The organism is Rhizorhapis suberifaciens (assembly GCF_014200045.1).
Lineage (GTDB): Bacteria > Pseudomonadota > Alphaproteobacteria > Sphingomonadales > Sphingomonadaceae > Rhizorhapis > Rhizorhapis suberifaciens.
Map to the genome: position 1 here is coordinate 177,783 of NZ_JACHOV010000005.1, position 13,104 is coordinate 190,886.

The following is a 13,104-nucleotide window of genomic DNA, read 5'->3' on the forward strand; positions in this document are numbered from 1 at the left end:
GCAGGACGATCATGGAAACTGAGCGGCTATTGCTGCAGACATGGGATGAAGATGCGTTCAAGCGGTTTCATAATGGAACCAACACGCCTTCGGTGATGCGCTGGCTCGGCGGCGTCATGAATGATGAGCAATTGGCCGCGCTCTATCAGCGGCACACTGGTTTTTTCACCGCTTTTGGCCACGGATTCTGGATAGTGGTTCGCAAGGAAGATGGCGAAGTGCTCGGCTTTTGTGGCATCAAGCGGGTGGATGCGCAGGGCACCGACTTGACCGGGCAGCACGAAATCGGCTGGCGCTTCCGCGAAGACAGCTGGGGCAAGGGCTACGCCAAGGAGGCAGCCGCAGCCTCGCTGGATTACGCCTTCGTCAAACTCGAAGCGCCGCATGTCGTTGCCTTCACCGTTGCGGGCAACAGCGCCAGTTGGGGCCTGATGGAAAGGCTGGGTATGACGCGCCGCCCGGATTTTGACTTTGACGATCCGCGTTTCGGACGCGACCTCAATCCCACCATCGTTTACCGCATCGCCAAGGCAGAATGGAAAGGCTTGTAATGAACCCCCTGATTTTGCCGCTCGGAGGCAAGAGCCCCAAAATCCACCCCAGCGCCTTCATCGCTCCCGGATGCAAGATTATCGGCGACGTCGAAATCGGGGAGGATGCGAGCATCTGGTATAATTGCGTCATTCGCGGCGACGTGAACTATATCCACATCGGAGCCCGGACCAACATCCAGGATGGCACCGTCATTCATTGTGACAGCGACAAAGACGGATCGGGCGGCTTTCCCACCATCATCGGCAATGACGTGCTGATCGGGCATATGGCGATGCTGCACGGCTGCACATTGCTTGACCGCGCCTTTGTCGGCCTTGGCTCCATCGTCATGGATGGTTGCGTGATAGAGGGCGACGCCATGCTTGCGGCTGGAGCGATGCTGACTCCTGGTAAAACCGTCGCCCACCGGCAGCTATGGGCCGGCCGCCCTGCAAAGCACATGCGCGACCTCAGCGACGAGGCCGTCACCGGAATGCGAGCGGGCGTCGAACATTATGTGCACAATGCGAAGGCGCATATGGGGGCGGTCAAGGCGCTTTAAGCGTATTGCAGGTTCCAATTCACCCCTAGCCCAATGCCCCTGCCTCGGCTAAGGGGCTCCCCATGTCTACCGCCACCTCGCAAATCACTCCGCAGGTCGTCGCCGACCATGGCCTCAACGAAGAAGAATATGCCCGCGTCCTCCACGCGCTGGGCCGCGAGCCCAACCTTACGGAGCTCGGTATCTTCTCCGTCATGTGGTCGGAGCATTGCAGTTATAAATCCAGCCGCATCCACTTGAAAAAGCTCCCGACCGAAGGCCCGCAGGTCATCTGCGGTCCGGGTGAGAATGCAGGCGTGGTCGACATCGGCGCCGGACCAGACGGAAAGCCTCAGGCCGCCATCTTCAAGATGGAGAGCCACAACCACCCCTCCTACATCGAGCCCTATCAGGGCGCGGCGACTGGTGTCGGCGGCATATTGCGCGACGTCTTCACCATGGGCGCGCGTCCCATAGCGAACATGAACGCGCTCCGCTTCGGCCGCCCCGACCACCCAAAGATGCGTCACCTCATCTCTGGCGTGGTGAGCGGCATCGGCGGCTATGGCAATTGCGTGGGCGTTCCAACCGTCGGCGGCGAAGTCAACTTTCACCCGGCCTATGACGGCAACATCCTGGTCAACGCCATGACCGTGGGCGTCGCGGACACTGACAAGATCTTCTATTCGGCCGCCAGCGGTGTCGGCAACCCGATTGTCTATGTCGGCTCAAAAACCGGCCGTGACGGCATTCACGGCGCCACTATGGCCAGCGCCGATTTCGGCGAAGACAGCGATGAAAAGCGCCCCACCGTTCAGGTCGGCGACCCTTTCACCGAAAAGCTGCTGATCGAAGCCTGCCTTGAGCTGATGGCCTCCGACGCCATCGTCGCCATTCAGGACATGGGAGCCGCCGGCCTCACCTCCTCCAGCGTCGAAATGGCGTCCAAGGGCGGCGTCGGCCTGCTACTGGACATGGACAAGGTCCCCCAGCGCGAAACCGGCATGACCGCCTATGAAATGATGCTGTCGGAAAGCCAGGAGCGCATGCTCATGGTCCTCAAGCCAGGCCGCGAAGCCTTTGCCGAAGCCATCTTCCATAAATGGGAACTGGACTTTGCCGTCATCGGCGAAGTCACCGACACCGGCCGCATGGTCCTTGTCCACCATGGCGAGACCGTCTGCGACATTCCGCTTGCCCCGCTCGCCGACGACGCCCCGCTCTACGACCGCCCCGCCATGCCGCGCGAGGAGTACAAGGCGTGGACCGGCATCAAGCCGCTCGGCAATGTGCCCCAAAGCACGGACCTTACCGCCGACCTGCTGAAGCTAATGGCCAGCCCGGACATCGCCAGCCGCCGCTGGATCTGGGAGCAGTACGACCACAAGGTCGGTGCGGACACCGTCCAGGCCCCTGGTGGCGACGCCGCGGTCGTGCGCGTCCACGGCACCACTAAGGGCATCGCGATCAGCACCGACTGCACCCCGCGCTATTGCTATGCCGACCCCTATGAAGGCGGCAAGCAGGCCATCGCGGAGTGCTACCGCAACCTCTCCGCCGTCGGCTCAACCCCGCTCGCCGTCACCAATTGCCTCAACTTCGCCAACCCCCAGCGCCCGGAGATCATGGCGCAGTTCACTGGCTGCCTCGAAGGCATGGGGGACGCCTGCCGCGCGCTCGACTTCCCCATCGTCTCGGGCAATGTCAGCCTCTACAATGAAAGCAAGGCCACCGGCGGCGGCAGCGCCATCCTCCCCACGCCAGCCATCGGCGGCATCGGCCTTTTGAAGAACATCGAGCAGATGGCGACTGTCGCGTTCAAGGCCGAAGGCGAAGCCATCTTCGTGGTCGGCGAGACGCAAGGCCATCTCGGCCAATCCCTCTACCTGCGCGAACTCCACGCCAGCGAAGCCGGCCCCCCGCCCCCCGTCGACCTGACGAAAGAGCGCGCCCATGGCGATTTCGTCCGCGCCCTTGTAGCGCAAGGCAAGGTCACGGCAGTCCACGACATCGCCGACGGCGGCCTGCTCGTCGCGGTTGCCGAAATGACCCTCGCCGCCAACATCGGCGCGACCCTGGAAAACATCCCCGACGCAGCCACAGCCTTCGGCGAAGATCAGGCCCGCTATATCGTCACCACAAGCAACGCGACGGCGTTCGAGGCCGCAGGCGTCCCCCTAACCCGCATCGGCACCACCGGCGGTGATGCGATCAAGGTGAATGGCAAAGCCGTTGCGCTCTCAGACCTCCGCAAGGCGCATGAGGGGTTTTTCCCGGCGTTGATGGAGGGGTGAGCTTAGAGCAGCGTAAGATCAGCGACCAGCACATGCTCGCGATACACCTCAATGGCGAGAGCATCTAGCAGTTGCAGGTCCTCATTCGTAAAGCGGCGCAATTGCGCCGCAAGCTCGGGCGTCAGCGCCTCGCTCGGATCGACGGAAGTCCTGTCCTACAGGGCGCTGGGCAGGCTATCCTCTGCCGCCGCTCTTTCTCATGGTAAGTGACCGCGATCGAATTGTTGGAAAACGATTTCCAACAATCTCCATCCTGTTTGACACCGCAAAGCGGCGGAAAACCTGACGCAGCAACGGTGTGAACTTCGGGAAATCTCAGGCGGCTTAGATGCGGCTCAAACGCACAAATCCCACATGATAGGTGGCGCGCGCGCCCGCTTCCTCGAAACGGCGCGCCACCTGCCGTAGCTGTGTGGCTGAAAGGGGTGCGCGACCCTCTGCCGCCACGGTCGCCCCAATGCCCTTCAAGTGCTTCAGGAACCCCCGCCCGCTCCCGAATTCGACCGCATATTCCTCATCGAAGGCCGCCCCGTCCGGATAGTCTGCGACCACGGCCTTCAGCGCATCAAGCGACGGATAATCCGGAGTTCCCGCCGTCAGCCCGCACGCCTCATGCGCGGCGCGCCACTCCGCAAAGCTCCGCTCCGCCATGGTGGAAAAGATGAGGCTCCCGCCGGGCCGCAGCAGCGCGAACAGCCGCTCAAGCGCCCCGGGCAAGTCGGCAAACCACTGGAAGGCCAAGCTGGACAGGATCAGGTCGAACCACTCGCCCTCAAAGCAGGGCCACTCCCCGTCCATTGTAAAAAAAGACGCAGATAGCATCGGATTGCGAGCGGCCTGCCCGACCATCTCCGGTGCCAGGTCGCTTACCGCCAACTCCGCATCGGGCCATTGTGTGCGGATATGACGCGTCAGAAACCCCGTGCCACAGCCCACCTCCAATATGCGGGCCATGGGCTGCACGCGACGTTGCGCGGCAAGTTGCGCGACTGTCTCCGCTACAATGCGCTGCACCCCGGCGCTATCCTCATAGCCCTCCGCCGCCGCACCGAACGCCCGCTTGATCCGTTCAATTCGCTTTTCCGCCATATCCGCATTCCATGGCGCACTTTGCGGCCTTTTTCCAGCGACACGGCTTCCCCTGCCCTCTGCCCAGGGCTACGAGCGAGCGATGCAAGTTTCCGCACGCCTTCTGAGCCTAGACGCGATGCGCGGTTTTGCGGTCATGGGAATAGTGTTGATGAACATCATCGCCTTTTCCATGCCCGACATGGCCTATATAAACCCGCGCCTGTGGGGCGGCGAGACACCGGCCGCCTATGCTGTATGGATCGCCAACTTCATATTCATTGACGGCAAGATGCGGGGCCTGTTTTCGTTACTCTTCGGCGCCAGCACGCTGCTCATATATGAGCGCGCCGCAGCGCAGGGTGAGGGGTTTGCGACGCTCTATCGCCGTTTCTTCTGGCTCTTTCTTCTGGGGCTCGTCCATTACGTCTTTGTCTGGTGGGGCGACATCTTGCGGCTCTACGCCATCGCCGGAGTGTTCCTTCTCATGTTCGTGCGGCGCGACCCGCATGAATTGTTAAAGGCCGCAATCTTCTTCTTTCTCGTTCAATTTGCCGTTTTGACCATATTGTCGCTTTCGCTGATCCAGACGGATAGCGGCACCCTCGGCGGCACCGATCTGGCTGCGCTTCGCAAGGACGTAGCCCTGCATCTGGGCAGCTACGGGCCTATCGTGGAGGATCGGCTGCAACATCTCTTCAGCGATCAGCCGATGCTGCTGATCTTCTCCGGTTTTGAAACGCTCGGATTCATGCTGCTCGGCATGGGCATGTTGAAAAGCGGCTTTCTGACAGGGGCATGGAACGCCGCGCGCTATCTTCGCACCGCCCGCATCTGCTACCTATTGGGGTGCGTGCCAATGGCTGGCCTCGCTGCATGGTGCTGGGCAAGCGGTTTTGACCACATCGTCACCTTCAACGCAGTGATCGGCTGGTCCCTACCCTTTCGCATCCCGCTCACCATTGCCCATGCCGCTTTGCTGATGTGGCTGATCCTGCGCTTTTCCGGCACCGGTTTTATGCGCAGAGTGGCCGCCGCCGGACGCACGGCATTCACCAATTATGTCGGCACCAGCATCATCATGACGACACTCTTTTACGGCTATGGCCTGGGTCTTTACGGCACCGTCGATCGCGTCGCCGTCTATGCAGTCGTCCCGGCGCTCTGGGCCTTGATGCTGCTCTGGTCCCTGCCCTGGCTGAAACGCTTCCGCTACGGCCCTTTCGAATGGCTTTGGCGCAGTCTAGTCCGCCAACGGCTCGAACCGCTGCGACCGGCCTGATCTATCGGGCGCTGGCGCTGTCCGGCAGCGGTTGCATTTTGGCGGTCAGCATCCCTTTGAGCTTGGACAGGGGCACAATCCGCAAACGCTGGGTAGCTTTGTCCATATGCGCCAGCGGCCGACCGGCCGTGTCGAAGCTGCGGCTCTCATATTCCCCCGGAGCGACCTGCACATAAGTCCAGCAAACGCGCGGTGTTTCCGTTCTGCTAAGTGCAGTCCAGGTTGAAAAAGCCTTACCCTCGACCTGGCCATCCTTTTCCGAGTTGCCATCGAACGGCAGTTGCGGATCACGATAAAGCATCATCTGATCAGCGGGCGCCGGCAAAGGCGACGAAGGGCAAAACCCATTGCCCGTCTTTTCTACCGCTTCTCGCGAAACGAGCAAATGGGCGGGCGTTAGCGCCAGCAGCGTCGCAAATGCGTCTCCATCGGCTTTGGCAAAATCGCGCTCCACCAAAGGGCGCAGACCAGAAGTCAGTTGCTTCAATGCCGCTGCATCAAGCACATGGACAACAGATCCCTCTCGATCTTCGCCATAAAGCACATTGGCCGCAGCCCCTCCGGGCGCTTGCGCCAGCAAAGCGGCAATATCCACGCCGTCCTTCGCCCATTGCGGGTCAGCAGGACCGGTTGGCGTGAAATAATGGGTTCTTTCCTTATCAATATCGGCCCGCAAATCCTGCCATACGGCCTCAACCTGATACTCCATTGCAGACCAGAGTTCATCGATCGGCTGCTGAGAATCTCCCTGCTCAACCGAAATCTCGTTCAGATACGCCTGCCGTGCATCCGCACTGCTGCTGAATGCCAGCGCAACGGTTACGCCTGCCAACCAAATCGAATCGCGGAACATCACACCCCCCTTTCTTTCTGCTTGTACTAGCCAAAAGCAAACGGGATTAAACTGCTGTTAACTATCAATTATCACAGCCTTCAGTTTAATATTGCGAGCCATTATCATTAACGCTATAGGGGAGTGGAGGAGACGGTAATGGTAGTGTGCATCTGCAATGCGATACGTGAGAAAGAGCTTCGCAACGCGGTGCGTGATGGCGCTCATGATCCTTGCAGCGCTTATGCCCGATTTGGCCGTCGACCAAAATGCGGTCAGTGCGTGCCTTATGCGAAAAGCATTATCGCATCGGAGCGTGAGACTGCCTTGCAATAGCGCGCAAGAAAAGCCTGCTTTTCTGCGGCTTTCAGCTTAACATTACTTGAAAAAGGTCTATACTCCTTGTGTTCAACAATGGAGAGACCCGATGAAGGGCGACGACAAGGTAATCGAATTCTTAAACGCGGCGCTCAAAAATGAGCTGACAGCGATCAACCAATATTTTCTTCATTATAAGATGCTCGACAATTGGGGCATAAAGAGGCTCGCCAAATTCGAATATGAAGAGTCTATTGATGAGATGAAGCACGCGGACAAGCTCGCGGAGCGCATCCTTTTTCTAGACGGTCTCCCAAACTTCCAATTGCTCGGTCGACTGAAGATCGGCGAAACGGTGGAGGAGATTCTGAAAGCTGACCTGGAACTTGAGCATGAGGCGTTGCCATTGCTGCGCGACGCGATTGCCCATTGCGAGACTGTTCGGGATTTTGTGAGCCGCGATCTCTTCGCTCATATCCTGGAGAGCGAAGAGGAGCATGTCGATACGTTGGAAACCCAGTTCGACATGATCGAACGGATGGGCCTGGAAAATTATATTCAGCTCAATTCAAAAGCTGAAGAGGAGTGATTATTCGGCTCCCGCCTGAACGGGAGCCAAATAATTTGTTCAAGCACGACCAAAGCCTTGCCCGACGGCGTCAGCCTTCCGTCCGAATGTAGGGCGGCGGGCCACCAATGGATTAGCTTCCTTCTCCAATAATTGCAGCGTTTCTTCAAATGCTGGACGGAGCGCCACGATCTGTTCGATCAGTTCCTCAGGCGATTCATGATATTCGACACAGCGCCGCGCGACCGTCTCGATCTCCTCCGCCATTAGTGCAAGCCGTTCCGCACCGAACTGGCGCGCTTCACCCTTCAAGGTGTGCGCCGGTATGACCAGCGCCGCGGCGTTTCGCGACCGCATCGCTTCTTCGATTCCTGCCACCGACTTAATCCCGTCTTCCCGGAAATAGCCGAGGATGCGTACGAAGCCCGCCCCCAATTCCCGGCGCGCCTGAGCAAAGTCAGTCCAGTTAACAAGTGCATTATGCAAGTGGGCCACGCGCCACACTCCTTATCCCGTCCATGGTTCCCACAATCCTGCTTTACCGGGAAAAGGGTAAATAGAGCGTATATGCAATGCGCTTGGGACGGTTTATCGGCGGATAAGAAATCCGGGGCCGTCAGACGTAGGCTGTTCGATGCAGCGCCAGCCATTCTGACGCGCCAATCCGTGCAGCTCTGCCGGCGCTGCTGGGTCGTCCGCCAGAATCAATATTTCGCTGGACTGCCGGAGCGTTCGCGCCGCGCGTAACGCCGGCCACGGACAACGCATTCCGCGAGCATCGACGAGGATCGGCTTATTTTCCATAAGGATTTTTGGGGCTGCGTAGCGTGAGGCGCACCGGCACCGCGCCAAAGCCCAATTCCTTGCGAATTCCATTGACGAGATAACGCCGATAGCTTTCCGGAAGCTGGTCGAGCCGGGTACCGAACAGCACGAAGCCGGGAGGACGAGTCTTCGCCTGCGTCAGATAGCGCAGTTTGATCCGCTTGCCGCCAGGCGCGGGCGGTGGATTGGCTTCAAGAGCCTTCTCGAACCAGCGGTTGAGCGTACCTGTAGAAACGCGGCGTGACCAGGCTTCGCGGGTTTCGAACGCCGCTTGCAGCAACTGGTCGATACCCTTGCCGGTAGCGCCCGATATGGTAAGCAGCGGCACGCCGCGCACCTGGGCAAGTCCGTCCTCCAGCGCCTTGCGAACGCCCTGATAGAGGGAGCTGCCATTTTCGGCGACGTCCCATTTATTAAGGGCGATGATGAGAGCGCGGCCTTCCTCCAGCACCCTGTCGGCGATCTTCAGGTCCTGCGCCTCAAGGCCTTTGGTAGCATCAAGAAGGAGGACGACGACTTCCGCGAAATCGACGGCGTGGAGGGCATCCGCGACCGACAGTTTCTCCAATTTCTCCTGCACACGTGCCCGTTTACGCATGCCGGCAGTGTCAATGAGGCGGACATCGCGAACCTGGCCATGCGGCCCCGTCCATTGCCAATCAATGGCGATACTGTCGCGGGTGATGCCGGCTTCGGGACCGGTGATAAGCCGATCCTGCCCGACTATTTTATTGATGAGCGTGGATTTTCCCGCATTCGGCCGCCCCACAATCGCCAACTTCAAAATAGCGTCGGCAGAGTCTTCCTCTCCGTCTTCTTCCTCCGGTTCATCCTGGTCGCGATCGACATGCGGCAGGAGAGCCTGGAAAAGATCGGCCATGCCTTGGCCATGTTCGGCGCTGATCTGCACGGGATCGCCAAGGCCAAGGGCGTAAGATTCAAGGAGACCTGACTCAGCCGCCCTGCCCTCTGCCTTGTTTCCGACAAGAATCGTAGGTGTCTCGCTCTCGCGCAGCCAGCGAGCGATTTCTTCGTCGAGCGGCGTAATGCCGGCGCGGGCGTCAATCAGGAATAGCGCGGCGTCGGCTGAGGCGACGGCAGACTCGGTCTGTGCCCGCATCCGACCGGGCAGCGTGCGCGGATCCTCATCCTCATAACCCGCCGTATCCATCACGCGGAACTTCAGACCTAATAATTCCGCGTCGCCCTCCCGCCGGTCACGGGTGACGCCCGGCTGATCATCGACCAGCGCCAGCCGTTTGCCCACGAGCCGGTTGAACAGAGTGGACTTGCCGACATTAGGCCGCCCGATAATGGCAACTACGGGCAGCATATGGGCCTGCCTACCTCCTCATGACCTGGATGACCTGCATAGCTCAACGATAAGCCGTCAGCCGGCCATCATCATCAAGGATATACAGCATGTTGTTTGCGACCACCGGAGAAAGGGATATTCCCGATCCCAACTCCTGCGTCGCCAGCACCGAGCCGTCGACGGGGTTCGCGTACACGAGATCGCCCTCAGACGATACCAGAATCAACCGGCCACCTGCGAGCACTGGTCCCGTCCAACTGATCGGATTCTTCTTTTTCTTTTCGTTGCCATAACGCTCCAACTGGCTGATCCAGCGAATCCGGCCCGTGGCGCGGGCAATGCACAGCAGCTTTGCCTCGTCGGTCACCACGAACAGCCACTCGCCCGCAACCCAAGGCGTGGAAATACCTGCCGTATTGATCTCCCAAAGCCGCTGGCCTGTCACGAGTTCGTACGAAGCCATGCGCCCGCCTTGCCCAACGGCATAGACGCGGCCACGATCAATCACCGGGTCAGCGTCGATGTCCGACAGCGAGGCGACAGAGGTGGAAATACTGGTCCGCGACAAAGCATCACCCCAAAGGCCACGGCCATTTTCATAACGATAGGCGCTTAATTCACCCGAGCTATAGCCGGCAATAACTGTTCCTTGCGCTGCCGCCGGAGCCGCGACACCGAACACGCCGGTAACCTCCAACGTACCGGATTCTGACCAGATCAGCTCGCCATCGGTGGCATTAAGAGCGAATATCTGATTGTCCTGCGACATCACATATACATTACCGTTCGAAATGGTGGGAGCCCCACGCAAGGGTCCGCCAGGCCGTTTCTTCCACACCGTGCTGCCATCGGCGGAATTCAACGCAGCAACGTCGCCGACGCCGTTCGTGACATAGACGCGGTCACCCTCAACACTGACGCCGCCGCCGAACAAAGCGCCACTATTGCCCTTGGAGTCAAAATCGACCGACCAGACGGGAGAACCGCTATTGGCATCGAACGCGCGGACGCGGGCGTCAGTACCTATGACATATAGGCGGCCGTTGCTGACAACCGGCGAAGAAGCCAGGCGGGCCTTCTTGCTACCGCCCGCGACGCTAGCCGACCAGACCCGCTGAGGGGCGCTGGCAAGAGTTAGATGGCCCATGGATTTGGCGGCGTTCCCGCCCGGCTGACCCCATTCAACATTCGTTTCGGGAGCGGGAAGCACCACCTCCACATCGGCGAGCGAGGGGTCAACCTCGACCCCGGACTCCGATGTAAGGATCGGAATGCGTTCGCCGAGTACCGGCGTCTTTGGCCCGCTCTTCCCCTTGAAGACGCCGCAGCCGGATAGAAGAGCGACGGCCGCCAAGGCAGCCATCAAGCGATAACCCTTATTCACCTTCATTATCCCCGTTTCCGGCCGGTGCACCGGCCTCCTGCTCGCGATCTGTTCGGACCGCATCCACCCCCAATAAACCAGCCATCTGAACCGCACGTGTCCGAACGCTTCTCGGCACGCCCTGATCCTTTGACATAGCGGCGAAGAGCGGGCCCGCGAGTTCCGGTTTACGCATCTTCATATAAGCAATTGCGACCATCTCTCCGGCGCTGCCAAACCAGGGCTTGCCTTCAACGGCCAATGGCTTCAGCCGATCAACCACCTGCTGCGGCTGAAGCGTATCGAATTCCAATGCGGTCTGCCTGATCAGCGCCAAATCGCGATAGGGCTGGGCCAGCTTATCATCAGCTATCACGGCCTTGTACTGCGCTACAGCAGCCTTGTTGTCCCCGCCTTCCAGCGCGATGGCAGCCTTTATGAGCTTGGCGGCGGCGCGGTAGCCCGGTTGATCGGCAGTAACCAAGGCGTCGGCCTGCTTGGAAGCCTGGGCCTTATTTCCGCTTTCCAGCGCATCAAATGTCTGGGCCAGTTCTTCGCCACGAAGGCCCGCCTTCTCCTGCGCCTGATGGTTCCACCACAGCCACCCGCCAAAAGCGACGAGGCCAAGCAGGATCAAAGCAATCAGCCACCGGCCGTAGCGCGTCCAGAAACCGGTGAGTTGATCCTGACGCAGTGCATCGTCGACTTCACGGAAAAAGGCTTCATTATCTTGTGGCGTAACGGCCAAAACGGGTCTCCGATGGGTATAGCTGATCGCTCCGGCGCGGACCTTAGCGGCGGAAGGACATAAGGAAAATCACTTTTTGGGGCGGTAGACCTGTTCGTCTGTGGGAAAGGCCCGGCCACGAACATCGGCGGCATATTGTCCAGCCGCTGCCGAAATGATTTCGGCGATGTTCTCATATCGCTTGACGAACCGTGGCACGCGTTCAAACATCCCGAGCATATCGTCGATCACCAGGACCTGGCCATCGCAGTTGACCGAAGCGCCGATGCCGATGGCAGGACAGGCAACAGCGGCGGTGACCGCGTCGGCAATGTCCTCCATCACGCCTTCGACCACCAGCATAAAACAGCCCGCTTGTTCAACGGCGCGGGCATCACGGAGTATTTTTTCCGCTTCCGCCTTGCTTCGTCCCCGCGCGCCATAGCCGCCAAGGGCATTCACCGCCTGTGGAGTAAGGCCGACATGAGCGCAAACCGGTATGCCCCGCGCAGTCAGGAACGCAACGGTTTCTGCCATAGCCTCTCCACCCTCCAGCTTTACACCTGCGGCCCCGCTCTCTTTCAAAATGCGAGCAGCGCTTTCAAATGCCTGGGCGGGGGATGCCTCATAGCTGCCAAAAGGCATATCGACGATAACGAGGCTGTGATAACTGCCCCGCACCACGGCTGCGCCATGATTGCACATCATGTCGAGCGTGACGGGCACCGTCGAAGGAAGGCCGTAGATCACCTGCCCGAGGCTATCGCCCACCAGCAGGACGTCGCAATGCGGATCAAGCAGTTGCGCCATCCGCGCGGTATAGGCGGTAAGCATGACGATGGGTTCGCCGGTCTTACCGTCCACCTTGCGTTGCCGGAGCGCGGGCACCGTCAGACGCTTCATGGGCGCAGGGGTGGGATTGGCGCGGGAGGTCGAGGTGTCGATGGTAAAGGTCGTGGACATGTCGGGCCTTTTAGCGAGCCCGACGCGCCTTAGCCAGCCTTGCGGAGGAAACTGACCTCAAAACCGATTGATGGTAGCTGTTCAACCGCGGAGGGCAGTAACCTCCACCTCAAACTTCATCTCAGGCTTCACGAGGCCGCAAACAATGCAGCTAGCGGCAGGGCGAATGTCTCCGAACACCGAACCCAACACCGGCCCAAGCTCGTCCCAATAAGCCATGTCAGTGACATAATATGTTGCGCGGACCACGTCGGACAAGGAGAAGCCACCTTCGGCCAGCGCCTTTTCCACCACCGCCAGCGCATTGCGGGCCTGATCCTTTACATCGACCGGCATCTCGCGGGTTTCCGGGTGATAGCCCGTTGTCCCGGCAACGAAGCACCAATCACCCTGCACCACAGCACGGCTGTAGCCGACCGTTTTCTCAAAAGGAGAGCCGGAAGAAATGAGTGTGCGTGCCATTGTTCGATGAAT

At 59.7% G+C, this 13,104-nt stretch carries 15 protein-coding genes; 6 read left to right on the top strand and 9 right to left on the bottom strand.

What is annotated here, in order from left to right; translation table 11 throughout:
• Positions 1–11 precede the first annotated feature (11 nt).
• The 3 genes from HNQ99_RS08110 to purL all read left to right on the top strand — a co-directional run bounded on the left by HNQ99_RS08110 (position 12) and on the right by purL (position 3,369).
• Positions 12–551, top strand: a complete 540-nt coding sequence (locus HNQ99_RS08110) for a GNAT family N-acetyltransferase (RefSeq protein WP_184475132.1) — start codon at positions 12–14, stop codon at positions 549–551.
• Complete coding sequence (locus HNQ99_RS08115) at positions 551–1,096, top strand: gamma carbonic anhydrase family protein (protein WP_184475133.1); 546 nt, start codon at positions 551–553, stop codon at positions 1,094–1,096. The genes HNQ99_RS08110 and HNQ99_RS08115 overlap by 1 nt, the downstream gene beginning before the upstream one ends.
• Before the next feature lie 62 nt (positions 1,097–1,158).
• On the top strand, positions 1,159–3,369 hold the full coding sequence (gene purL, locus HNQ99_RS08120) for a phosphoribosylformylglycinamidine synthase subunit PurL (protein WP_184475134.1): 2,211 nt from the start codon (positions 1,159–1,161) through the stop codon (positions 3,367–3,369).
• A 324-nt stretch (positions 3,370–3,693) separates the two neighbouring features.
• Here the strand turns inward: purL and HNQ99_RS08125 are convergent, their stop codons facing one another.
• Complete coding sequence (locus HNQ99_RS08125) at positions 3,694–4,458, bottom strand: methyltransferase domain-containing protein (RefSeq protein WP_184475135.1); 765 nt, start codon at positions 4,456–4,458, stop codon at positions 3,694–3,696.
• A gap of 82 nt (positions 4,459–4,540) precedes the next feature.
• Here HNQ99_RS08125 and HNQ99_RS08130 point away from each other — a divergent pair, with 82 nt between their 5' ends.
• Positions 4,541–5,719 carry a DUF418 domain-containing protein gene (locus tag HNQ99_RS08130; RefSeq protein WP_184475136.1) on the top strand — a complete coding sequence of 393 codons (1,179 nt, stop codon included), beginning with the start codon at positions 4,541–4,543 and terminating at the stop codon, positions 5,717–5,719.
• Position 5,720: 1 nt separating this feature from the next.
• Here the strand turns inward: HNQ99_RS08130 and HNQ99_RS08135 are convergent, their stop codons facing one another.
• Entirely contained in the window at positions 5,721–6,572 is an 852-nt protein-coding gene (locus HNQ99_RS08135; RefSeq protein WP_184475137.1) for a hypothetical protein, read from the bottom strand.
• A gap of 138 nt (positions 6,573–6,710) precedes the next feature.
• On the opposite strand from HNQ99_RS08135, the gene HNQ99_RS08140 reads away from it, so the two are divergent.
• Positions 6,711–6,887 carry a (2Fe-2S)-binding protein gene (locus HNQ99_RS08140; RefSeq protein ID WP_184475138.1) on the top strand — a complete coding sequence of 59 codons (177 nt, stop codon included), beginning with the start codon at positions 6,711–6,713 and terminating at the stop codon, positions 6,885–6,887.
• A 91-nt stretch (positions 6,888–6,978) separates the two neighbouring features.
• A complete protein-coding gene (gene bfr, locus HNQ99_RS08145) occupies positions 6,979–7,458 on the top strand; it encodes a bacterioferritin (protein WP_184475139.1) in 480 nt (159 codons plus the stop codon).
• Positions 7,459–7,497: 39 nt separating this feature from the next.
• Here bfr and HNQ99_RS08150 read toward each other — a convergent pair whose 3' ends face one another.
• The 7 genes from HNQ99_RS08150 to HNQ99_RS08180 form a co-directional block, all read right to left on the bottom strand.
• Positions 7,498–7,932: an Hpt domain-containing protein gene (locus HNQ99_RS08150; RefSeq protein ID WP_184475140.1), complete on the bottom strand. Its 435-nt coding sequence runs from the start codon at positions 7,930–7,932 to the stop codon at positions 7,498–7,500.
• Positions 7,933–8,025: 93 nt separating this feature from the next.
• The gene (locus HNQ99_RS08155; protein ID WP_322790340.1) at positions 8,026–8,313 is read right to left on the bottom strand and encodes a sulfurtransferase TusA family protein; all 288 of its coding nucleotides are present in this window, start codon (positions 8,311–8,313) and stop codon (positions 8,026–8,028) included.
• Positions 8,231–9,595 carry a ribosome biogenesis GTPase Der gene (gene der / locus HNQ99_RS08160; protein WP_184475142.1) on the bottom strand — a complete coding sequence of 455 codons (1,365 nt, stop codon included), beginning with the start codon at positions 9,593–9,595 and terminating at the stop codon, positions 8,231–8,233. The genes HNQ99_RS08155 and der overlap by 83 nt, the downstream gene beginning before the upstream one ends.
• A gap of 43 nt (positions 9,596–9,638) precedes the next feature.
• Complete coding sequence (locus HNQ99_RS08165; RefSeq protein WP_184475143.1) at positions 9,639–10,967, bottom strand: outer membrane protein assembly factor BamB family protein; 1,329 nt, start codon at positions 10,965–10,967, stop codon at positions 9,639–9,641.
• A complete protein-coding gene (locus HNQ99_RS08170; protein WP_184475144.1) occupies positions 10,954–11,688 on the bottom strand; it encodes a tetratricopeptide repeat protein in 735 nt (244 codons plus the stop codon). Before HNQ99_RS08170 ends, HNQ99_RS08165 begins: the two co-directional genes overlap by 14 nt.
• Positions 11,689–11,757: 69 nt before the next feature.
• Entirely contained in the window at positions 11,758–12,630 is an 873-nt protein-coding gene (panB, locus tag HNQ99_RS08175) for a 3-methyl-2-oxobutanoate hydroxymethyltransferase (protein ID WP_184475145.1), read from the bottom strand.
• Between the two features lie 81 nt (positions 12,631–12,711).
• A complete protein-coding gene (locus HNQ99_RS08180) occupies positions 12,712–13,092 on the bottom strand; it encodes a RidA family protein (protein ID WP_184475146.1) in 381 nt (126 codons plus the stop codon).
• Between the last annotated feature and the right edge of the window lie 12 nt (positions 13,093–13,104).

Excerpts from the sequence above, each read along its gene's own strand:
- HNQ99_RS08110 (WP_184475132.1), top strand. The coding sequence starts at position 12 with ATGGAAACTGAGCGGCTATTGCTGCAGACATGGGATGAAGATGCGTTC.
- HNQ99_RS08115 (WP_184475133.1), top strand. The coding sequence starts at position 551 with ATGAACCCCCTGATTTTGCCGCTCGGAGGCAAGAGCCCCAAAATCCAC.
- purL (WP_184475134.1), top strand. The coding sequence starts at position 1,159 with ATGTCTACCGCCACCTCGCAAATCACTCCGCAGGTCGTCGCCGACCAT.
- HNQ99_RS08125 (WP_184475135.1), bottom strand. The coding sequence starts at position 4,458 with ATGGCGGAAAAGCGAATTGAACGGATCAAGCGGGCGTTCGGTGCGGCG.
- HNQ99_RS08130 (WP_184475136.1), top strand. The coding sequence starts at position 4,541 with ATGCAAGTTTCCGCACGCCTTCTGAGCCTAGACGCGATGCGCGGTTTT.
- HNQ99_RS08135 (WP_184475137.1), bottom strand. The coding sequence starts at position 6,572 with ATGTTCCGCGATTCGATTTGGTTGGCAGGCGTAACCGTTGCGCTGGCA.
- HNQ99_RS08140 (WP_184475138.1), top strand. The coding sequence starts at position 6,711 with ATGGTAGTGTGCATCTGCAATGCGATACGTGAGAAAGAGCTTCGCAAC.
- bfr (WP_184475139.1), top strand. The coding sequence starts at position 6,979 with ATGAAGGGCGACGACAAGGTAATCGAATTCTTAAACGCGGCGCTCAAA.
- HNQ99_RS08155 (WP_322790340.1), bottom strand. The coding sequence starts at position 8,313 with ATGGAATTCGCAAGGAATTGGGCTTTGGCGCGGTGCCGGTGCGCCTCA.
- der (WP_184475142.1), bottom strand. The coding sequence starts at position 9,595 with ATGCTGCCCGTAGTTGCCATTATCGGGCGGCCTAATGTCGGCAAGTCC.
- HNQ99_RS08165 (WP_184475143.1), bottom strand. The coding sequence starts at position 10,967 with ATGAAGGTGAATAAGGGTTATCGCTTGATGGCTGCCTTGGCGGCCGTC.
- panB (WP_184475145.1), bottom strand. The coding sequence starts at position 12,630 with ATGTCCACGACCTTTACCATCGACACCTCGACCTCCCGCGCCAATCCC.
- HNQ99_RS08180 (WP_184475146.1), bottom strand. The coding sequence starts at position 13,092 with ATGGCACGCACACTCATTTCTTCCGGCTCTCCTTTTGAGAAAACGGTC.